General features: G+C 55.3%; 20 protein-coding genes and 1 other annotated feature. Of the genes, 8 read left to right on the forward strand and 12 right to left on the reverse strand.

The genetic code is table 11. From position 1 onward, the window contains the following. Positions 1-168: 168 nt before the first annotated feature. On the forward strand, positions 169-1,575 hold the full coding sequence (gnd, locus tag ACQ3G7_RS02730) for an NADP-dependent phosphogluconate dehydrogenase (RefSeq protein ID WP_430888736.1): 1,407 nt from the start codon (positions 169-171) through the stop codon (positions 1,573-1,575). Positions 1,576-1,840: 265 nt separating this feature from the next. Next, on the forward strand, positions 1,841-3,007 hold the full coding sequence (gene ugd / locus ACQ3G7_RS02735) for a UDP-glucose 6-dehydrogenase (protein WP_430888737.1): 1,167 nt from the start codon (positions 1,841-1,843) through the stop codon (positions 3,005-3,007). A gap of 30 nt (positions 3,008-3,037) precedes the next feature. Here the strand turns inward: ugd and ACQ3G7_RS02740 are convergent, their stop codons facing one another. The 10 genes from ACQ3G7_RS02740 to hisL form a co-directional block, all read right to left on the reverse strand. Then, the gene (locus tag ACQ3G7_RS02740; RefSeq protein ID WP_430888738.1) at positions 3,038-4,042 is read right to left on the reverse strand and encodes an NAD-dependent epimerase; all 1,005 of its coding nucleotides are present in this window, start codon (positions 4,040-4,042) and stop codon (positions 3,038-3,040) included. Between the two features lie 134 nt (positions 4,043-4,176). After that, a complete protein-coding gene (gene hisIE / locus ACQ3G7_RS02745; protein ID WP_430888739.1) occupies positions 4,177-4,788 on the reverse strand; it encodes a bifunctional phosphoribosyl-AMP cyclohydrolase/phosphoribosyl-ATP diphosphatase HisIE in 612 nt (203 codons plus the stop codon). Further along, positions 4,782-5,558 (reverse strand): imidazole glycerol phosphate synthase subunit HisF, encoded by a 777-nt coding sequence (hisF, locus tag ACQ3G7_RS02750; protein ID WP_134317933.1) that lies wholly within the window; start codon positions 5,556-5,558, stop codon positions 4,782-4,784. The genes hisIE and hisF overlap by 7 nt, the downstream gene beginning before the upstream one ends. Continuing rightward, positions 5,540-6,277 carry a 1-(5-phosphoribosyl)-5-[(5-phosphoribosylamino)methylideneamino]imidazole-4-carboxamide isomerase gene (hisA, locus tag ACQ3G7_RS02755; protein ID WP_430888740.1) on the reverse strand — a complete coding sequence of 246 codons (738 nt, stop codon included), beginning with the start codon at positions 6,275-6,277 and terminating at the stop codon, positions 5,540-5,542. Before hisA ends, hisF begins: the two co-directional genes overlap by 19 nt. Next, positions 6,277-6,867 carry an imidazole glycerol phosphate synthase subunit HisH gene (gene hisH / locus ACQ3G7_RS02760; protein WP_430888741.1) on the reverse strand — a complete coding sequence of 197 codons (591 nt, stop codon included), beginning with the start codon at positions 6,865-6,867 and terminating at the stop codon, positions 6,277-6,279. Before hisH ends, hisA begins: the two co-directional genes overlap by 1 nt. Next, the gene (gene hisB, locus ACQ3G7_RS02765) at positions 6,867-7,934 is read right to left on the reverse strand and encodes a bifunctional histidinol-phosphatase/imidazoleglycerol-phosphate dehydratase HisB (protein ID WP_430888742.1); all 1,068 of its coding nucleotides are present in this window, start codon (positions 7,932-7,934) and stop codon (positions 6,867-6,869) included. The genes hisH and hisB overlap by 1 nt, the downstream gene beginning before the upstream one ends. After that, complete coding sequence (hisC, locus tag ACQ3G7_RS02770) at positions 7,931-8,992, reverse strand: histidinol-phosphate transaminase (protein ID WP_430888743.1); 1,062 nt, start codon at positions 8,990-8,992, stop codon at positions 7,931-7,933. Before hisC ends, hisB begins: the two co-directional genes overlap by 4 nt. Next, positions 8,989-10,293: a histidinol dehydrogenase gene (gene hisD / locus ACQ3G7_RS02775; RefSeq protein WP_430888744.1), complete on the reverse strand. Its 1,305-nt coding sequence runs from the start codon at positions 10,291-10,293 to the stop codon at positions 8,989-8,991. Before hisD ends, hisC begins: the two co-directional genes overlap by 4 nt. Positions 10,294-10,297: 4 nt before the next feature. Then, on the reverse strand, positions 10,298-11,197 hold the full coding sequence (hisG, locus tag ACQ3G7_RS02780; RefSeq protein ID WP_263100227.1) for an ATP phosphoribosyltransferase: 900 nt from the start codon (positions 11,195-11,197) through the stop codon (positions 10,298-10,300). A gap of 34 nt (positions 11,198-11,231) precedes the next feature. After that, positions 11,232-11,354, reverse strand: a sequence feature (His leader region). Further along, positions 11,330-11,380, reverse strand: coding sequence for a his operon leader peptide (gene hisL / locus ACQ3G7_RS02785; RefSeq protein ID WP_001364200.1), 51 nt, complete (start codon positions 11,378-11,380; stop codon positions 11,330-11,332). It overlaps the preceding feature by 25 nt. 174 nt (positions 11,381-11,554) lie before the next feature. Between hisL and ACQ3G7_RS02790 the strand changes: the two genes are divergently transcribed. Both ACQ3G7_RS02790 and ACQ3G7_RS02795 read left to right on the forward strand, forming a co-directional pair. Beyond that, positions 11,555-12,388, forward strand: a complete 834-nt coding sequence (locus tag ACQ3G7_RS02790) for an SDR family oxidoreductase (RefSeq protein WP_430888745.1) — start codon at positions 11,555-11,557, stop codon at positions 12,386-12,388. A 328-nt stretch (positions 12,389-12,716) separates the two neighbouring features. Further along, positions 12,717-14,078, forward strand: a complete 1,362-nt coding sequence (locus ACQ3G7_RS02795; RefSeq protein WP_263100229.1) for an APC family permease — start codon at positions 12,717-12,719, stop codon at positions 14,076-14,078. Positions 14,079-14,153: 75 nt separating this feature from the next. Here the strand turns inward: ACQ3G7_RS02795 and sbcB are convergent, their stop codons facing one another. Next, positions 14,154-15,578 (reverse strand): exodeoxyribonuclease I, encoded by a 1,425-nt coding sequence (gene sbcB, locus ACQ3G7_RS02800; RefSeq protein WP_430888746.1) that lies wholly within the window; start codon positions 15,576-15,578, stop codon positions 14,154-14,156. Positions 15,579-15,788: 210 nt separating this feature from the next. Here sbcB and dacD point away from each other — a divergent pair, with 210 nt between their 5' ends. The 4 genes from dacD to ACQ3G7_RS02820 all read left to right on the forward strand — a co-directional run bounded on the left by dacD (position 15,789) and on the right by ACQ3G7_RS02820 (position 19,231). Beyond that, the gene (dacD, locus tag ACQ3G7_RS02805; protein ID WP_430888747.1) at positions 15,789-16,949 is read left to right on the forward strand and encodes a serine-type D-Ala-D-Ala carboxypeptidase DacD; all 1,161 of its coding nucleotides are present in this window, start codon (positions 15,789-15,791) and stop codon (positions 16,947-16,949) included. Between the two features lie 120 nt (positions 16,950-17,069). Continuing rightward, positions 17,070-17,543, forward strand: coding sequence for a DNA gyrase inhibitor SbmC (sbmC, locus tag ACQ3G7_RS02810; RefSeq protein WP_430888748.1), 474 nt, complete (start codon positions 17,070-17,072; stop codon positions 17,541-17,543). Between the two features lie 127 nt (positions 17,544-17,670). Continuing rightward, positions 17,671-18,729 (forward strand): FUSC family protein, encoded by a 1,059-nt coding sequence (locus ACQ3G7_RS02815; RefSeq protein ID WP_263100234.1) that lies wholly within the window; start codon positions 17,671-17,673, stop codon positions 18,727-18,729. Between the two features lie 166 nt (positions 18,730-18,895). Continuing rightward, entirely contained in the window at positions 18,896-19,231 is a 336-nt protein-coding gene (locus ACQ3G7_RS02820; protein WP_263100235.1) for a DUF496 family protein, read from the forward strand. 5 nt (positions 19,232-19,236) lie between these two features. On the opposite strand, the gene ACQ3G7_RS02825 is transcribed toward ACQ3G7_RS02820, so the two are convergent. After that, positions 19,237-20,127, reverse strand: coding sequence for an L-threonine kinase (locus ACQ3G7_RS02825; RefSeq protein ID WP_430888749.1), 891 nt, complete (start codon positions 20,125-20,127; stop codon positions 19,237-19,239). Positions 20,128-20,148: the final 21 nt, after the last annotated feature.

Raw genomic sequence — 20,148 nt, forward strand, 5'->3', positions numbered from 1 at the left:
AACACGAAGGTGATGCCCCTTTCATCAGGCAGGGTTGCTGCGTGTTTGCTTTGTGCTTTTCCTGCCAGACACTCTCGTTCATTACGCATTTTTAGGCTAACATACCATTCACTTACGACCCGCCGGATCCGTTGACGGCAGGGTAACCACACCTGACAGGAGTATGTAATGTCCAAGCAACAAATCGGCGTTGTTGGTATGGCCGTGATGGGGCGCAACCTGGCGCTTAACATCGAAAGCCGTGGCTATACCGTTTCCGTTTTCAACCGCTCCCGCGAAAAAACCGAAGAAGTAGTTGCCGAAAACCCAGGCAAAAAGCTGGTTCCTTACTACACCGTTAAAGAATTTGTTGAATCTCTGGAAACCCCGCGTCGCATCCTGCTGATGGTGAAAGCGGGCGAGGGTACCGACAAAGCTATCGAGTCCCTGAAACCTTATCTGGCAAAAGGCGACATCATTATCGATGGCGGCAACACGTTCTTCCAGGACACTATTCGTCGTAACCGCGAACTCTCTGCGGAAGGCTTCAACTTTATCGGCACCGGGGTATCTGGTGGTGAAGAAGGCGCGCTGAAAGGCCCGTCCATCATGCCTGGCGGCCAGAAAGATGCCTACGAACTGGTTGCCCCAATTCTGACTAAAATCGCAGCCGTTGCTGAAGATGGTGAGCCGTGCGTGACCTATATCGGTCCGGACGGTGCAGGCCACTATGTAAAAATGGTGCACAACGGCATTGAATACGGTGACATGCAGCTGATTGCCGAAGCGTATGCACTGCTGAAAGGCGGCCTGAATCTCTCCAATGAAGAGCTGGCGAAAACCTTCAGCGAGTGGAACGCTGGCGAGCTGAGCAGCTACCTGATCGACATCACCAAAGATATCTTCACCAAGAAAGATGACGAAGGTAAATACCTGGTTGATGTGATTCTGGATGAAGCAGCAAACAAAGGTACCGGCAAATGGACCAGCCAGAGCTCGCTGGATCTGGGCGAACCGCTGTCGCTGATCACCGAGTCCGTATTCGCACGCTACATCTCCTCGCTGAAAGAGCAGCGTGTTGCGGCATCTAAAGTGCTGTCTGGTCCGCAGGCGAAAGCGGCTGGCGACAAAGCTGAATTTATCGAGAAAGTTCGCCGTGCACTGTACCTCGGTAAAATCGTCTCTTATGCGCAGGGTTTCTCCCAACTGCGAGCTGCTTCCGACGAGCATAACTGGGATCTGAACTACGGTGAGATCGCGAAGATTTTCCGTGCTGGCTGCATTATCCGTGCGCAGTTCCTGCAGAAAATCACCGACGCCTATGCGGAGACCCCGGCCATTGCTAACTTGTTGTTGGCGCCGTACTTCAAGCAAATCGCTGATGACTACCAGCAAGCGCTGCGTGACGTTGTTGCCTATGCGGTACAGAACGGTATCCCGGTTCCGACTTTCTCTGCAGCCGTCGCTTACTACGACAGCTACCGCTCTGCGGTCCTGCCTGCCAACCTGATTCAGGCGCAGCGTGATTACTTTGGTGCGCATACCTACAAACGCACTGACAAAGATGGCGTGTTCCATACCGAATGGCTGGATTAATCTGATAATCAGTCGCCTGTAAAAGTAAGCCCGGTTACTGCAACCGGGCTTTTTTTTTGCGCTGAATCGCCGCTGTTACGGGAAGTCCTCTTCATTTTGCTATCTGTGGCCTGCTAAACCGCGCATAAACGCCGATGTTGCCCGCCGTTTGACGCCTTGACAGTCCCTCAACAGAAGAGGTAAAAACCCCAACAGTTATTGATATTAAGCGGTGGCGGCGGTATCGCCACCTCCGGTTCATACACTCACAAAAGTTGCTTATCGAATGAAAATAACAATCTCCGGAACAGGTTATGTTGGTCTATCGAACGGGATCCTGATCGCGCAGCACCATGAGGTCGTGGCGCTGGATATCGTGAAGGACAAAGTCGATATGCTTAACAAGAAGATTTCTCCCATCGTTGATAAGGAAATCCAGGAGTATTTGCAGAATAAGCCGCTGAACTTCCGTGCAACAACGGACAAGCACGATGCCTATCGCGGCGCGGATTTCGTGATTATCGCTACACCGACGGATTACGATCCGAAAACCAACTACTTCAACACCAGTTCAGTGGAAGCGGTGATCCGCGATGTGCATGAAATCAACCCGCAAGCGGTGATGATCATCAAGTCCACCATTCCGGTCGGCTTTACCGAATCCATCAAAGAAAAGTTGGGTATTGATAACGTTATCTTCTCGCCAGAGTTCCTGCGTGAAGGCAAAGCGCTTTACGACAACCTTTACCCGTCGCGTATCGTGATTGGCGAACGTTCTGAGCGTGCGGAGCGTTTTGCTTCCCTGCTGCAGGAAGGTGCCATCAAGAAAGATATTCAGGTGTTGTTTACCGACTCCACCGAAGCAGAAGCCATTAAATTATTTGCTAACACCTATCTGGCGATGCGTGTGGCCTACTTTAATGAGCTGGACAGCTATGCAGAAAGCCTGGGACTGAACAGCCGCCAGATTATCGAAGGCGTTTGCCTCGACCCGCGTATTGGCAACCACTACAACAACCCGTCCTTTGGTTACGGTGGCTACTGCCTGCCGAAAGACACCAAACAGCTGCTGGCGAACTATCAGTCGGTGCCGAACAACATTATCTCGGCCATTGTGGATGCAAACCGTACGCGCAAAGACTTTGTTGCTGACTCAATTCTTGCCCGCAAACCGAAAGTGGTGGGCGTGTATCGTCTGATTATGAAGAGCGGTTCTGATAACTTCCGCGCCTCTTCTATTCAGGGGATCATGAAGCGCATCAAAGCAAAAGGTGTGCAGGTCATCATTTATGAACCGGTGATGAAAGAGGATGAGTTCTTCCACTCTCGCGTGATACGCGACCTGGAGGCATTCAAGCAAGAATCCGACGTGATTATCTCAAACCGCATGGCAAAAGAGCTGGCGGATGTTGAAGAGAAAGTCTACACCCGCGATTTGTTTGGTAATGACTGATACGAAAACGGCCCGTCAGGGCCGTTTCTCTTAAGCGTTGTAGTACGCTTTATACCACTCGACGAATTTCTTCACGCCTTCTTTGACGGATGTCTGCGGTTTAAAGCCAATCGTTTCATACAGCGGCTGTGTATCGGCGCTGGTTTCCAGCACATCGCCAGGCTGAATCGGCATCATATTTTTCTGTGCTTCAATACCCAACGCGTCTTCCAGCGCAGTAATGTAATCCATTAATTCCACTGGCGAGCTGTTGCCGATGTTATAGATATGATAAGGCGCAGAGCTGGTTGCCGGGGAACCGCTTTCTACGGTCCACTCCGGGTTTGCCTGCGGAATCACATCCTGCATACGGACAATGGCCTCGACAATGTCATCCACGTAGGTGAAGTCACGCTTCATCTTCCCGTAGTTGTAAACGTCAATGCTTTTGCCTTCCAGCATCGCTTTGGTGAACTTGAATAACGCCATATCCGGGCGGCCCCATGGACCATACACAGTAAAGAAGCGCAGTCCCGTCGTTGGCAGGCCATAAAGGTGGGAATAGGTGTGCGACATCAGTTCATTGGCTTTTTTGGTGGCGGCATATAGCGACACCGGATGATCCACGGAGTCATCAGTGGAGAACGGCATCTTGCGGTTCAACCCGTAAACAGAGCTGGAAGAGGCATACAGCAGATGCTGCACCTTATTGTGGCGGCAACCCTCCAGCACGTTGAGGTGACCAATCAGATTGGAATCGGCGTAAACATGCGGGTTTTGCAGGGAATAACGTACGCCCGCTTGCGCGGCTAAATGGATAACGCGATCGAATTTCTCACTGGCGAACAGGTGGCTCATGGCTTCGCGATCGGCAAGATCGATTTTGTGAAAGCTGAACGCAGGAGAACGGAGCAAATCCAGGCGCGCCTGCTTCAGGCTGACCTCATAGTAATCATTAAGGTTATCAATCCCTACGACCTGATGACCCGCTTGCAGAAGACGCCCGCAGACGTGAAAGCCGATAAAGCCGGCTGCGCCGGTGACCAGAAATTTCATCTTCAACCTCAATGTTTGGAATGCATAACGTGTAATGCGTAAAACTGTGGGGGGATCATACCTGCTGCGGGAGAGAATGGTAACTGCTTTATCTCTGATAAATAAGGGAGCGCGTGGTGGCTCCCCCGGATACCTTATTTATGACGCCTGCGTAAATTCTCAATCACCGTTGTCAAATCAAGCTGCTGGTCTTGCAGCAATACCAACAGGTGATACATCAGATCCGAAGCCTCGTTAACCAGCTCTTCGCGGTCATTCACCGTGGCGGCCAGCGCGGTTTCCACGCCTTCTTCCCCCACTTTCTGCGCGATACGCTTGGTGCCGCTGGCATACAGTTTTGCTGTATAAGAGCTTGCCGGATCGGCGGTTTTCCGCGCGGCTAACAGCTCTTCCAGTTGATACAGGAACAACCACTGATGGCTGTTATCGCCAAAACAGCTCGACGTACCGGTATGGCAGGTTGGGCCGATGGGGTTAACCAGCACCAGCAGGGTATCGTTGTCGCAGTCCGGCGCGATACTGATCACATTGAGGAAGTGCCCGGAGGTTTCGCCCTTGGTCCACAGTCGGCCTTTGGTGCGGGAGAAAAAGGTGACTTTGCCGCTCTCCAGCGTTTTTGCCAGCGCGTCCTGATTCATGTATCCCAGCATCAGGACTTCACCAGAAACCGCATGCTGCACCACGGCGGGCAGCAGTCCGTCGGTTTTTTCCCAGTCCAGTTGGGCCAGTTGTTGCTCTGTTAACATACCCTTATCTCCACGCCCTGGTCCGCCAGGTACGTTTTCAATTCGCCAATATTGATAATTTGTTTGTGGAATACCGACGCGGCCAGCGCGCCGTCGACATCCGCATCCCGGAAGGCTTGCAGAAAGTGCTCCATCGTACCGGCGCCACCGGAAGCAATCAGCGGAACATGGCACACCGCACGCACTTTCTTCAGTTGCTCAAGATCGTAACCGTTACGCACGCCGTCCTGATTCATCATGTTTAACACGATTTCCCCGGCGCCGCGTTTTTGCACTTCCTGCACCCAGTCCAGCGTTTCCCACTGCGTTACCCGGGTACGGCTCTCATCGCCGGTATACTGGTTAACGTGGTATTTACCGGTTGCGGCGTCAAACCAGGTGTCGATACCCACCACAATACACTGCACGCCAAAGCGATCCGCCAGCCGGGTAATCAACGTCGGATCCGCCAGCGCCGGAGAGTTAATCGAGATCTTATCTGCGCCAAAGGAGAGAATTTTCGCGGCATCATCCGCAGATTTAATGCCTCCGGCCACGCAGAAGGGGATATCAATCACTTCAGCGACCCGCGACACCCAGCTTTTATCCACTACGCGACCGTCGCTGGAGGCGGTAATATCGTAAAACACCAGTTCATCCGCGCCTTCTTCAGCGTAACGCTTCGCCAGTGGGACGATATCGCCAATGATTTCGTGATTGCGGAACTGCACGCCTTTCACCACCTGGCCATCGCGCACGTCAAGACAAGGGATTATCCGTTTTGCCAGCATTGAATGGCCTCCTTCACAGTGAATTTACCTTCCAGCAGCGCCCGCCCGACAATCACGCCGCGCACGCCCGTACCACGCAGAGCGGCAATATCATCAATACCGCCGATACCACCGGAAGACTGAAACGCCACCTGCGGCCAGCGTGCGCAAATTTCCTCATACAGCGAGACATTGGAGCCAGCTAACGTACCGTCGCGGGAGATATCGGTGCACAACACATGTTTCAGACCGACCGCAAGATAGGTTTCCACCAGCGCTTCGAGCGTGACGCCGGAGTTCTCCTGCCAGCCGCTGACAGCCACCTGTTTGGTTCCCTGTTCGTCAATGCGTACATCCAGCGCCAGCACCAGCTTGTCCGCGCCAAAGCGGGCAAACCAGCCTTTGACCATCTCCGGTGATTTTACTGCCGTTGAACCGATCACCACGCGGGCAACACCGGCATCCAGCAGGGCCGCTACGTCTTCTTCGGTGCGCACGCCGCCGCCAACCTGCACCGGAACATTCACGCCCGCCACCAGCGTTTTCAGCAAAGGGATCTGTCGGCGCGCCGGATCTTTCGCTCCGGTCAAATCGACCAGGTGCAGGACTTCTGCGCCCTGGGCCGCATAATCCTGCAAGCGTGGCAGCGGATCATTACCATAATCCCGTTGCTGCGCATAATCCCCTTGATGGAGACGCACCACGGTGCCATCAATTAAATCTAATGCGGGAATAATCATCACATCTCCAGGAAATTTTTCAGCAGTTGCGCGCCTGCACGGCCCGAGCGTTCCGGGTGGAATTGCACGCCGTAGAAATTGTCTTTCTGTATTGCTGCGGTAAAGGGTTCACCATAATCACAACGGGCAATGGTGCTCTCGTTTACCGGCATGGCGTAGCTGTGCACAAAATAGAAATACGCGCCATCCTCAATGCCCTGAAACAGGCGGTTACCCGCCTTCGGGTAGACCTGATTCCAGCCCATATGGGGAAGCGGCAAGCCGACATCCTTCATTTTGGGCACATCCTGATCGATGATGCCCAACAGCGGGACGCCGTTGTTCTCTTCGCTAAAACGCCCGAGTAACTGCATGCCAAGACAGATGCCGAGCACCGGCTGGGTGCAGGCCTTAACCAGTTCAATCAGCTCACGTTCGCGCAACTGATCCATCGCCGCCTGCGCAGTACCCACGCCTGGCAGAAAGAGTTTGTCGGCACGCAAAACCACGTCCGGATCGCGGCTCACCAGCGGATCGTAGCCGTGACGGGCAATGGCTGACTTTACCGAATTCAGGTTGGCGCAACCGGTATCAAGGATCACCACATTCATCACAGCACTCCTTTTGAGGAGGGAAGGGTGTCGCCTTCCACACGAATGGCCTGACGCAGCGTGCGACCGAATGCTTTGAACAGACTTTCCACCCGGTGGTGGTCGTTTTTGCCTTTGGTTTTCAGGTGCAGCGTCACGGCCATGGTGTAAGAAAGCGAGCGGAAAAAGTGTTCAACCATTTCGGTGCTCAGATCGCCTACGCGTTGATAGGTAAACTCGGCTTTGTACTCCAGGTGTGGACGGCCAGAGATATCCAGCGCGCAACGGGCCAGACACTCATCCATCGGCAGCACGAAGCCGAAGCGGTTAATGCCGCGCTTATCGCCGAGCGCCAGTTTCAGCGCTTCACCCAGCGCCAGACCGGTATCTTCCACGGTGTGGTGATCGTCAATATAGAGATCGCCTTTGACAGTAATCTCCATACGGAAGCCACCATGCGTGGCGATCTGGTCCAGCATATGATCGAAGAAGCCGACGCCAGTGTGAATTTTGCTGCCGCCTTCGCGATCCAGCCACACTTTGACATCGATTTGCGTCTCTTTGGTGTGACGTTCCACGTGCGCATAGCGGTCGCGACGGGTGAGTTGTTCGCCAATCATCGCCCAGTTCAGTGTCTCGCGGTGATAACGCAGGCCAGCAATGGCCATATTGTTCGCCAGCTCGATATCCGTTGCACGATCGCCAATCACGTAACTGTTGGCTGCATCGAGCACGCCTTCCGCCAGCCAGCGTTCTACCAGCTTCACTTTCGGTTTCCGACAATCGCACGCGTCGCCGGGAAAGTGCGGGCAAATCAGTACCTCTTCAAATTCGACGCCCTGAGAGGTGAAGACCTGCATCATCAGATTGTGCGGGCCATCGAAGTCTGCCTGCGGGAAACTGCTGGTCCCCAGACCGTCCTGGTTGGTGATCATCACCAGTTTGTAACCCGCTTTTTGCAGCTTCAGCAGCACCGGGATCACCCCGGGCTCAAACGCCAGCTTGTCGAATTTATCCACCTGGTAATCGGTTGGCGGCTCGGAAATCAGTGTTCCGTCACGGTCAATAAACAGGTACTTCTGGCTCATACTTGCTCCGCACGTAAAGCGTCAATGACGCGCTGGCTCTCTGCACGGGTGCCGATGGTGATGCGCAGGCAGCCGCTTAAAGAAGGTTGCTTGTTCTGGTCTCTCAGGATAATGCCTTGATCCCACAGAGATTTAAATACCGCGCTCGATGCAGTAAAGCGCACGAGAATATAGTTGGTTTCGGAGTCGAAGACCTGTTCAACACACGGGATCTCGTTTAACGCCGTGACCAGGTACTGACGCTCGGCGAGGATCTGCGCCACGCGTTCACGCATCGCCACAATACCCTGCGGGCTGAGCGCTTGCGCCGCGATGTCCGCGACCGGTGTTGACAGCGGATACGGTGCGATCACTTTCAGCAGCAGGTTGATCACTTCTTCGTTAGCCAGCGTAAAACCGCAGCGCAGACCCGCCAGCGCAAAGGCTTTCGACAGCGTACGCAAAACTACAAGGTGCGGATATTCGCTCAGCCAGCCTGCCAGCGTCGCCTGCGGGCAGAACTCAATATAGGCTTCGTCCGCCACCACAATCGCTTTACCGCGGGTCATTTCCAGCAGTACGCGCAGGTCTTGCGGGTTGATAATCTGCCCGGTGGGGTTGTTCGGGCTGCAAACATAGACCACTTTCACGTTGTCCAGCTTGTCGGCAATGCCCTGTAGATCCAGTTGCCAGTTCTCCAGCGCCTGCACGGTGCGATACTCAACGCCAAAGGTTTCGGCGCTGACGCTGTACATACCGTAGGTCGGCGGGCAAAACAGCACCGCATCTTTCCCCGGCTCGCAGAACGCACGGATCAGCAGTTCAATACCCTCATCCGCGCCACGGCTGACCAGCACTTGCTCCGGCTTCACGCCCGCGTACTGCGCATAGTTTTCAATCACCGCTTTCGGCTGGCACTCCGGGTAACGGTTCAGGGATTGCTGCGTGAGATCGAACGCGACAGCCGTCGGGAATTCGTTCGCATTCAGCCAGACGTCGCCTTTACCGCCAAGGCGGCGGGCCGACTGGTACGGCGTCAGTTCACGCACATTTTTGCGCGCCAGTTCTTCGATGCTCATGCTTGCTCCTTCAGCGCATTGACGCGCAGGGTGACGGCGTTTTTGTGAGCGGTCAGGCGTTCGGCCGCCGCCAGCGTTTCAATGGTGCTTGCCAGTGCGGCAAAACCCTCGCGGGAAAGCTCCTGAACCGTCATGCGTTTCTGGAAATCCGCCAGACCCAGGCTGGAGCAGGTGGCGGTATAACCGTAGGTCGGCAACACATGGTTGGTGCCGGATGCGTAATCCCCGGCGGATTCCGGTGACCAGTCCCCCAGGAAAACGGAACCGGCGCTGGTGATGCTTTCCACCAGTGAACGGGCGTCGCGGGTTTGAATAATCAGGTGTTCCGGACCGTACTGATTCGAGATAGCGACGCACTGGGCTAAATCCCGCGCGACAATCAGACGGCTGGCGGACAGCGCCTGGCGCGCCGTCTCTGCGCGCGGCAGATCGGCCAGTTGACGATCAACGGCTTGCGCCACGCGGGTCGCCATTGTGCTGTCCGGCGTCAACAGGATCACCTGTGAGTCCGGGCCGTGTTCGGCTTGCGACAGTAAATCGGAGGCGACAAAATCCGGCGTTGCACCGCTATCGGCGATCACCAGGACTTCCGAAGGACCGGCAGGCATATCAATGGCCGCGCCATCCAGACGCTGGCTGACCTGGCGCTTTGCCTCGGTAACATAGGCGTTGCCCGGCCCGAAGATTTTATCGACTTTGGGTACGGAATCGGTGCCAAAGGCCAGCGCCGCAATCGCCTGTGCGCCGCCCACTTTAAAGATCTCCTGCACGCCACAGAGCTGCGCAGCATAGAGAATTTCGTCGGCAATCGGCGGCGGTGAGCAGAGCACCACGTTCTGGCAACCGGCAATACGCGCCGGGGTCGCCAGCATCAATACCGTCGAAAACAGTGGGGCGGAACCGCCAGGAATATAAAGACCAACCGACGCAATCGGGCGGGTGACCTGCTGGCAGCGCACGCCGGGCAGGGTTTCCACATCCACCGTTTGCAGTTTCTGCGCGTTGTGGAAGGTGTCGATATTTTTCACCGCCACGGCCATGGCCTGTTTGATATCGTCGCCCAGACGGGCGCTGGCAGCGCGGATCTCGTCATCGGTGACTTTCAGCGCGTCAACCTGCGTTTTGTCGAATTTCGCGCTGTATTCACGCAGCGCATCATCGCCACGGGCTTTCACGGTGTCGAGGATCTCCACCACCGTGCGGGTAATGCTGTCAGACGCGGAGATCGCCGGGCGCATTAATAAGGCGCGCTGCTGCTCTTCGCTACTGCTGTTCCAGTCGATTACGGTATTGAAGCTCATGGCCTTACTCCATCATCTTCTCAATCGGCAGCACCAGAATGGAGCTTGCGCCCAGCGCTTTCAGTTTTTCCATGGTTTCCCAGAACAGGGTTTCGCTGCTCACCATATGCATCGCCACACGCTGCTGATCGCCCGCCAGCGGCAGAATCGTCGGGCGTTCAGCGCCTGGCAGCAGGGCGATCACCTCTTCCAGACGTTCACTCGGCGCATGCATCATGATGTATTTGGATTCGCGCGCCTGAATCACGCCCTGGATGCGGGTCAGCAGTTTGTCGATCAGCTGTTGTTTGGCATCCATCATTTCACCATCACGCTGGATCAGACAGGCTTTGGAGCGGTAAATCACTTCCACTTCACGCAGGCCGTTAGCCTCAAGTGTCGCGCCGGTGGAGACCAGGTCGCAAATCGCGTCGGCCAGACCCGCGCGCGGGGCCACTTCAACGGAGCCATTCAGCAGACAGGATTTAAAGGAGACGCCTTTCTGGTCCAGATAGCGTTTCAGCAGGTGCGGGTAAGAGGTGGCGATGCGTTTGCCGTCCAGCGCCGCCGGGCCGTTCCAGCTTTCATCGGCGGGGGTCGCCAGCGACAGGCGGCAGCCGCCGAAATCCAGGCGACGCAGCGTGAAGTAGCGCGGGTCTTCGCCTTGCGCACGGCGGTTCAGCAGTTCCTCTTCCAGTACGTTTTCGCCAATGATCCCCAGATCAACAACGCCGTCCATCACCAGGCCCGGGATGTCGTCATCGCGTACGCGCAGAATATCAATTGGCATGTTTTCGGCCAGGGCGATCAGTCGCTGTGTATGCAGGTTGATCTTGATGCCGCAGCGTGCCAGCAATTCGCGTGAGTCTTCGCTCAGGCGACCGGATTTCTGAATAGCTATGCGTAAACGCGAGTTATCTAACATTCTGTTGTCCTCTTTATCCTGCTGAATTTGGTTCAAAAAAAAGCCCCCGGAAGAAGATCTTCCGGGGGCTTTCTCTGCGTTCATGCACCACTGGAAGATCTGAATGTCTTCCAGCACACATCGCCTGAAAGACTAGTCAGGATGATGGTGATGATGGTGGTGTTTAAATTGAACGCGTGTCATAAAATTCTCGATGAATGCTTATTCATATGTTGTCGTTTAACCTAAACCACTTTGGTCGCCAAAGGCAAGGGCTTTTTTTTATCTTTAAATCATTTCATATACGCTCTATGAATTGTCAGTTATCCCTGGCTGGCGTAGCCTTGAAAGGTCGGAAGCAAGAGAACAGGGGATCGCATGAAAAAGGTCGCAATTATTGGTCTGGGGTGGCTGGGTATGCCGTTAGCGTTGTCATTAACGGCGCGCGGCTGGCAAGTCACCGGCAGTAAAACCCGCCAGGACGGCGTGGAAGCGGCGCGCATGTGCGGGATCGAAAGCTATGTGCTGAATCTCAATCCCGAGCTGGTTTGCGAACCAGATGACCTCGATGCGCTGATGAATGTGGATGCGCTGGTTATTACGCTGCCCGCGCGTCGTAGCGGACCCGGCGAGGATTTCTACCTGCAGGCGATGCAGGAGATTGTCGACAGCGCGCTGGCGTACCGCATTCCGCGTATTATTTTTACCAGTTCCACCTCGGTGTATGGCGATGTGTCCGGCGTAGTGAAAGAGAACTCGCCGCGCAATCCGGTCACCGCCAGCGGACGCACATTGAAAGAGCTGGAAGACTGGTTGCACAATCTGCCGGGCACGTCGGTGGACATTCTGCGGCTGGCGGGCCTGGTTGGCCCGGCCCGGCATCCTGGCCGCTTTTTTGCCGGCAAAACCGCGCCGGACGGCGACCACGGTGTTAACCTGGTGCATCTGGAAGATGTGATTGCAGCGATTACGCTCCTGCTGCAATCGCCAAAAGGCGGCCATATTTATAATCTCTGCGCCCCGGAACACCCGACGCGCGCAACGTTCTACCCGGCGATGGCGCGCCAGCTTGGGGTGGAGCCGCCGAAATTCACCGTCTCCCACAGTCAGGACAAAGGTAAACAGGTGGATGGCAGCCGTATCTGTAATGAACTGGGGTTTGAATATCTCTATCCGGACCCGTTGCAGATGCCGCTGGAATCCATTTTTTAACAAATAATGCTATTGCTGCGGTGAATAATTCAGCGATAGCCTAAAAATCATGCGCTTAGCGATGATAAATAAGTGAGTTACGTCTCATCGTATTGTCATCGCGCTCCAATCTGGTGCAAAATATGTCGCTGCAAAAAATGAAGAGATTAACCGACGCCAAACACGTCGGTTATTTTTTTGCAGGCAAAACGTCATTCAATAAAAGAGGCCGGGCTTCGTACCGGATAGATACACATTTAAAAACCGACAGTCGTTGTCGCTGAGGAAAGAACTAAAATGGGGCAATTATTTGCTTTTGCGCCGGCTCTCGCCATACAGGGGGAAAGCCATGACGCATAACGTTACTCCAAAAACCTCTCGCGTGGAATTACGTAAGACCCTTACGCTGATTCCGGTTGTAATGATGGGCCTGGCCTATATGCAGCCGATGACGCTGTTCGATACGTTCGGTATCGTCTCTGGCCTGACCGATGGCCACGTGGCGACCGCGTATGCGTTTGCACTTATCGCTATCCTCTTTACTGCGCTGAGCTACGGTAAGCTGGTGCGCCGCTTCCCGTCAGCGGGCTCCGCTTATACCTATGCGCAGAAATCCATCTCCCCGGCCGTGGGCTTTATGGTCGGCTGGTCATCGCTGCTGGACTATCTGTTCATGCCGATGATCAACATCCTGCTGGCAAAAATTTATTTCGAAGCGCTGGTGCCTTCCGTTCCGTCGTGGATCTTTGTGGTCGCGCTGGTGGCCTTTATGACCATCTCCAACCTGCGCAGCATCAAGACCGTGGCAAACTTCAACACCCTGATCGTGATTTTGCAGATGGGGATTGTTGCGGTGATCGTTGGCCTGATTATCTACGGTGTGTCACACGGTGAAGGCGCAGGTACGCTGGTAAGCTCGCGTCCGTTCTGGTCTGAAGGCGCACATGTCGTGCCGATGATCACCGGGGCGACAATTCTGTGCTTCTCGTTCCTCGGCTTTGATGGCATCTCTTCCCTTTCTGAAGAGACGAAAGATGCAGAACGCGTGATCCCGCGCGCCATCTTCCTGACTGCGCTGCTCGGCGGAGTGGTGTTTATCGCCGCGTCTTACTTCCTGCAACTCTACTTCCCGGACATTTCACGCTTTAAAGATCCGGACGCATCCCAGCCGGAAATCATGCTGTACGTGGCCGGTAAAACCTTCCAGTGGGGCGTGCTGATTTTCTCCAGCGTGACCGTACTGGCATCCGGTATGGCGGCGCATGCGGGCGTTTCCCGTCTGATGTATGTGATGGGCCGCGACGGCGTTTTCCCGACCCGTTTCTTCGGCTATGTGCATCCGAAATGGCGCACACCGGCGTGGAACGTGCTGCTGGTTGGCGCGATTGCGCTGCTGGCGATCCGTTTCGACCTGGTCACCGCAACGGCGCTGATTAACTTCGGTGCGCTGGTGGCGTTCACCTTCGTGAACCTGTCGGTGATTTCCCAGTTCTGGATCCGCGAAAAACGTAACAAAACGCTGAAAGATCACTTCAACTACCTGGTGTTGCCGGTATGCGGTGCGCTGACCGTGGGTGCGTTGTGGGTGAACCTGGAGCAGAGTTCGATGATCCTCGGCCTTATCTGGGGCGCGATTGGTCTGGTTTACCTGGCTTGCGTAACCCGCAGCTTCCGTAACCCGGTGCCGCAGTACGAAGATATCGCGCAGTAAGTTTCACTCTGTTGCACATAAAAACCGGAGGTCATGCCTCCGGTTTTTTTATGCCTGTCTGTCAGGAGAATAGCCTCACACGATCTCTTCGGCGTATTGCCACAGCGCTTTCAGCAGCGCCTGTTTTTCGCTGTCGCCATCGTGCTGCTGGAACAGCGCCTGTAGCTGGTCGGCGTACTGTTGCAGGTACTCAGGGGTAAAGACATTGCGCCGGTGCTGAAGCCAGCGCTGCTGCTCGTTTTCATCCAGCGTGCCAGGGAAATTACGCGCACGGTAGTTAAACAGCAGCTTCTCAATGCGGTTATCGGCGAAGGTGATATCCAGCGCGGGCAGATTGCGCGGATCGGTTTCCAGCAGAATTTTCATTGCCGCGCGATCGGCGTCGCTGAAAAAGCCGTTGTAGATCTGCGCATCAACGTTTTCTGAAGGCGTAAAAGGTTCGGCCTCGGCGAAAATCGCCACCACTTTTTCCCGCACCTGCGGGTTATCACGCAAGAGTTGTAGATTATCGAGACACTGCTGGCGATTGATGCCCAGCCGTTCCGCATCCTGTGGACGCAACGTATTGGCCTGCGCCAGAACAGGGCACTTGTTCAGATGCACCAGTTTCACCGGCACGGCGGCGTTATCGCCCAGCCCGGCTTTCGGCGTGTAGAGCCGTTCGCGCAGCGCGTCGGCATCCAGCTCCAGCAGTGGCGACATATCGCCCGCCAGGTCGACCATGATCACCGCATTACGGTTTTCCGGGTGCCAGGCCAGCGGCGCAACCCAACTGGTATTGCCGCGCCACGCGCCAAACATGCCAGAGACATGCACCAGCGGCTTCATTTGCGGCACATCAACCAGCGCCGCCAGCTTCTGCTTGTTGCGGTGGCTGAACAGATAATCGAATAACTTAGGCTGTTTCGCTTTGACCAGCTGCGCCATGGCAATGGTGGCATAGACGTCGGCCATCGCATCATGCGCATTGCTGTGTTCAATGCCGTTGGCTTTGGTCAGATGTTCAAGGCGGAAGCTCGGCAGGCCATCCTCATTTTCCGGCCAGACAATGCCGTCCGGGCGCAGCGCATAGCAGGCGCGCATCACATCCAGCAAGTCCCAGCGCGAGTTGTTGTTCTGCCAGCTCCACGCATAGGGATCGTAGAAGTTGCGATAGAAAATGTTGCGCGTGACCTCATCGTCAAAGCGCACATTGTTGTAACCGAGCACGCAGGTTTTCGGCACGGTAAACAGGTCATGAATACGTTTGGCAAAAGCGGCTTCATTGTCGCCTCTGGCGCGGGCTGTCTGCGGAGTGATACCGGTTATCAATACCGCTTCCGGCTGCGGCAGATAGTCGTCGGCGGGTTTACAGTAGAACACCTCCGGCTCGCCGATAATGTTGAAATCCGCATCGGTGCGGATGGCGGCGAACTGCGCCGGACGATCCAGCGCCGGGCTGGTGCCGAACGTTTCGTAATCGTGAAAGAGAAAAGTGGGTGTTGCGGTGGAATCAGACACCAGAAGCTCATCCTGTCAGTAAATATGCCGTCTATGGTAAACCATCCCGCGCAGTGTGCCGAAGAAAAACCCGCGCAGATCCCGTGCAGCTTCGCAAAAACAGGGGCTTAAATCTGATGTGTGTCACATTTTATTGCAATTTAAGCAGGTAACGACACACGAAGTTCCGTAAAAAGAACGGCGATTTTAGATGCTTATGAGGATATTTCATTGAAACGCCGTTTGTTTGCTGCTTCTTTGCTGGCGGTCTGTGTTAACAGCGCCCTGGCCGACGACTTACCTTTTGCCCCGCAGCCTCCGGCGATTCAGGCCGGTTCCTGGGTATTGATGGACTACACCACCGGGCAAATCTTAACGGCGGGCAATGAACATCAGCAGCGTAACCCGGCGAGTCTGACCAAACTGATGACCGGCTACGTGGTGGACCGGGCGATTGATAGCCACCGCATCAGCGCTGACGATGTTGTCACCGTGGGCCATGATGCCTGGGCGAAAGGCAACCCGGTGTTTGACGGATCTTCTTTGATGTTCCTGAAACCCGGTGACCGCCTGACGGTGCGCGACCTGAGCCGTGGTCTGATTGTGGATTCCGGCAACGATGCCTGTGTGGCGCTGGCGGATCATGTTGCGGGTGGGCAGCCGCAGTTTGTCACCATGATGAATGACTACGTGCAGAAACTGAATCTGCGCGACACCCACTTTGAAACCGTACACGGGCTGGACGCCCCAGGCCAGCACAGTTCGGCCTACGATCTGGCGGTGCTTTCTCGCGCCATCATTCACGGTGAGCCGGATTTTTATCATATGTACAGTGAAAAAAGCCTGACCTGGAACGGCATCACGCAGCAAAACCGTAATGGTCTGCTGTGGGATAAGACGCTGAATGTTGACGGTCTGAAGACCGGGCATACCTCCGGCGCGGGGTTTAACCTGATTGCCTCCAGCACCGACGGCGAGCGCCGTTTGATTGCGGTGATCATGGGCGCCGATAGCCCGAAAGGCCGCGAAGATCAGGCGCGCAAGCTGTTGCACTGGGGCCAGCAAAATTTCGACACTGTCGAAGTGCTGCGTAATGGCAAAAAAGTGGGCAGCGAACGGGTCTGGTACGGCGATAAAGAGCAGGTGGATGTCGGTACCGATCAGGATTTCTGGATGGTGCTACCGAAAGCGGAACTGGCGAACATCAAAGCCAAATACGTACTGGACAAGAAAGAGCTGGACGCTCCGCTGGCGGCGCATCAGCGGGTGGGGGAGATCCAGCTTTACGACCGTGATCAGGTGGTGGCTCACTGGCCGCTGGTGACGCTGGATAGCGTCGGCAAAGGCGGCTGGTTCTCCCGTTTAAGCGATTACCTGCACCATAAATCCTGACGACGCGCGGGCAGAGTGGCGAGGGTGCGAGTCTGCTCGCATAATTGAACTGGCCTGCGTGGCACTCCTCTACGGAGTAGCTATACTGTATGTCTAAACAGTAATCGTAGGGGGGGCAGCATGGGCTACAACGTTAATCAGCTTGAAAAACGCCGTATCGCCGGTTTCCATCTGGTGGGGCCGTGGGATGAAAAGGTTAAGCAGGGTTTTCAACAGTTGTTGATGTGGGTGGAAAATAATCAGATCCAGCCGCTGGAGTGGGTGTGCGTCTATTACGATAACCCGGACGAAGTGCCGCCGGAAAAACTGCGCTGCGACGTGGCCATTACTGTCGACAGTGCGTTCCAGGTTCCGGCTAACAGCGAAGGGGTGATCACCACTGAAATACCTGGTGGGCAGTATGCAGTCGCCCATGCCCGCGTTTACAACGAAGAGTTTGAACAGTGCTGGGATCTGTTTTTCGATGAGTTGCTGAGCGACCAGTCGTTGCAGATTGCCGCCGGTCCCTGTTTTGAAGTCTACCAGAACGACGGGCAAAGCGACGGTTACTGGGACATCGACATGCATATCCCGGTGGAACCGAAAGTACTTTAAGCGGTCATGCGGTGAAAAAGAGGCGGTCGCGCGCGTTTGCCCGCCTCTTTTTTGTTTTAAAAAGTGACTTCCGCCACAGAAATATCGCTACAATTGCGCCTTCGTCGTTTGAATGTGGAGAGCGGCTGTGCGTCGCGACAAATCACTTAGCCCGTTTGAAATTCGTCTCTACCGCCACTATCGCATCGTACACGGTGCGCGCGTGACGCTGGCGTTTATCCTGACGTTTCTGATAATCCGGCTATTGAGCGTACCGGAAGGGACCTGGCCGCTCATTACGCTGGTGGTGCTGATGGGGCCGATCTCCTTTTGGGGCAACGTGGTTCCGCGTGCCTTTGAGCGCATCGGCGGGACTATCTTTGGCGCGGCATTGGGGCTGATTGCGCTCAAGCTGGAACTGATTTCTTTGCCGCTGATGCTGCTATGGTGCGCGGCGGCGATGTTTCTCTGCGGCTGGCTGGCGCTGGGTAAAAAACCGTATCAGGCCTTGTTGATTGGCATTACGCTGTCGGTGGTGGTGGGTGCACCAGCCGGGGATATGCACACGGCACTCTGGCGCAGCGGCGATGTGATCATCGGTTCACTGCTGGCCATGCTGTTTACCGGTATCTGGCCGCAGCGCGCGTTTTTGCACTGGCGCATCCAGATGGCGGGGTTTGTCACCGCGTTTAACCGCGTCTACCAGGCCGGGTTTTCCCGCAACCTGGTGGAGCGCCCGCGGCTGGAAAAACATCTGCAAAAAATTCTCAGCGACGTCGTAAAAATGCGCGGCCTGATAACCCCGGCCTGCAAAGAGACGCACATTCAGAAAGCGATTTTCGAAGCTATCCAGACCGTCAGCCGCAATATGGTGTGCATGCTGGAGCTGCAAATTAATGCGCACTGGAGCTCCCGCGCCAGCCATTTCGTGATGATTAACGCCAACACATTACGGGAAACGCAACAGATGACCCAGCAGACGCTGCTGACCATCGCCCATGCGTTGTATGAAGGCAACCCGCAACCGGTGCTGGCGAATACGGAAAAACTGAATGAGATCGTCGCCGAGCTGCGGCAATTAAGTGGTGAGCACCAGGGGGACGCTGTCGCGGAAACGTCTATCCACGGCTATGTCTGGTTGAGCATGGAGCTGGCGCGCCAACTGGAATTATTGTCGCATTTGATCTGTCGGGCGTTGCGTAAATAAGCGGCAGATAACCGCTTGCCGCTGTCAGGTTGTTTCGATTCAGCTACATTTGAGGTTATGATAGGGAAAAGGAAAAATCATTGTCAGATGCAACGGCTTTGGGTTAGGTTTGCCTCCATGCCGTTGCTTTAACGAATCCGAATCTCACATAATCAGGGGTGTAAAAATGGAAACGAGTAAGCCTTCATTCCAGGATGTTCTGGAGTTTGTGCGTCTGTTCCGCCGCAAGAATAAACTGCAACGCGAAATTCAGGACGTTGAGAAGAAGATCCGTGATAACCAGAAGCGCGTACTGCTGCTGGACAACCTCAGCGACTACATCAAGCCGGGCATGAGCGTTGAAGCCATCCAGGGCATCATTGCCAGCATGAAGACCGACTACGAAGATCGCGTTGATGACTACATCATCAAAAACGCCGAGCTGTCGAAAGAACGTCGCGACATCTCCAAAAAGCTCAAATCCATGGGCGAACTGAAGCCGGTTGACGCCAAAGTGGAATAATCCCTTCAGCGGTGAGAGGTTCGCCTCTCACCGTCCTGCCTGATCCCCCCGGCAACCATTTTCAGCAGATGATTTTGCGGCCAGTGCGCCAGCAATTTCAGGGTTTTTAACCCCTCCCGAACCGCATCCACATCGTGCCTTGCACTGTCGAGCAACAGTCCGACCACGCTGCCGCTGTGGGCGACATTCAGACCGTACAACCCGTAGCGCTCGACCACCTCCAGCAGCGTGTTGAACGCCGGTTTCGGCAATAATGCCTGGCTGGCAATGGCGCTGAGCGTGGTGGCCTCGCCGAGCAGCGAAGGGTCGTTGCGATCGCACGCCTGCTGTAATTTTTGCCACGCCAGATCCAGCGCCCTGGCGTTATCCTGCAAAATCTGCTGGCGCGGGAGACGATGATAATCCGCCGTGGTCAGCGTCAACGGGCTTTCCAGCACCAACACTTCCGTCTGCGGCAGGCCATTGCAGGCAATGTGCGTTTCTGCGTCATTATGGTCGAATAACGTTAGCGCGGAAAAGAGGGTGCTGTCGGTAGGCTCCAGCGCCACGCACAGTTTCGCCAGCGTCGGCTCATTCAGCGGTTGCTCAAGGTGGCGGGCGGCAGCAACGGCGGTGGCGGCAATGTCGGCGGTACTGCTGGCCATGCCTTTGGCGACAGGAATGGTGGAGCGGCAGTCAATGCGCAACGCGTGTGTCAGGCTTGCCGGTAACTGCCAGTGATCAAGCAGCAGCCGAATCATGGCACGGGTCAGCGGGCGCTCATCCGCCAGCGGTGCGCCGGAGGTGACCTCCACGCTGCTGTACCAGTCCACCGGGCAGGACACCAGTTTTTCGCTGCCCAGGATCCAGCCCTGGATAAGTTCACCGCAGGATGCGGGACATTGTGCCTGCGCCACGGCGCTGCTCCTTTAAATCGA

The sequence above is a fragment of the Kosakonia sp. N21 genome (assembly GCF_050587465.1).
Lineage (GTDB): Bacteria > Pseudomonadota > Gammaproteobacteria > Enterobacterales > Enterobacteriaceae.

What these genes read in the sequence shown, in the direction of transcription:
- ACQ3G7_RS02820 (WP_263100235.1), top strand. Translation starts at nt 18,896, where the DNA reads ATGGAAACGAGTAAGCCTTCATTCCAGGATGTTCTGGAGTTTGTGCGT.
- hisG (WP_263100227.1), bottom strand. Translation starts at nt 11,197, where the DNA reads ATGTTAGATAACTCGCGTTTACGCATAGCTATTCAGAAATCCGGTCGC.
- hisF (WP_134317933.1), bottom strand. Translation starts at nt 5,558, where the DNA reads ATGCTGGCAAAACGGATAATCCCTTGTCTTGACGTGCGCGATGGCCAG.
- hisD (WP_430888744.1), bottom strand. Translation starts at nt 10,293, where the DNA reads ATGAGCTTCAATACCGTAATCGACTGGAACAGCAGTAGCGAAGAGCAG.
- gnd (WP_430888736.1), top strand. Translation starts at nt 169, where the DNA reads ATGTCCAAGCAACAAATCGGCGTTGTTGGTATGGCCGTGATGGGGCGC.
- hisH (WP_430888741.1), bottom strand. Translation starts at nt 6,867, where the DNA reads ATGAATGTGGTGATCCTTGATACCGGTTGCGCCAACCTGAATTCGGTA.
- hisB (WP_430888742.1), bottom strand. Translation starts at nt 7,934, where the DNA reads ATGAGCCAGAAGTACCTGTTTATTGACCGTGACGGAACACTGATTTCC.
- hisC (WP_430888743.1), bottom strand. Translation starts at nt 8,992, where the DNA reads ATGAGCATCGAAGAACTGGCGCGCAAAAATGTGCGTGAACTGACGCCG.
- ACQ3G7_RS02790 (WP_430888745.1), top strand. Translation starts at nt 11,555, where the DNA reads ATGAAAAAGGTCGCAATTATTGGTCTGGGGTGGCTGGGTATGCCGTTA.
- ACQ3G7_RS02740 (WP_430888738.1), bottom strand. Translation starts at nt 4,042, where the DNA reads ATGAAATTTCTGGTCACCGGCGCAGCCGGCTTTATCGGCTTTCACGTC.
- hisIE (WP_430888739.1), bottom strand. Translation starts at nt 4,788, where the DNA reads ATGTTAACAGAGCAACAACTGGCCCAACTGGACTGGGAAAAAACCGAC.
- sbmC (WP_430888748.1), top strand. Translation starts at nt 17,070, where the DNA reads ATGGGCTACAACGTTAATCAGCTTGAAAAACGCCGTATCGCCGGTTTC.
- hisA (WP_430888740.1), bottom strand. Translation starts at nt 6,277, where the DNA reads ATGATTATTCCCGCATTAGATTTAATTGATGGCACCGTGGTGCGTCTC.
- ugd (WP_430888737.1), top strand. Translation starts at nt 1,841, where the DNA reads ATGAAAATAACAATCTCCGGAACAGGTTATGTTGGTCTATCGAACGGG.
- ACQ3G7_RS02795 (WP_263100229.1), top strand. Translation starts at nt 12,717, where the DNA reads ATGACGCATAACGTTACTCCAAAAACCTCTCGCGTGGAATTACGTAAG.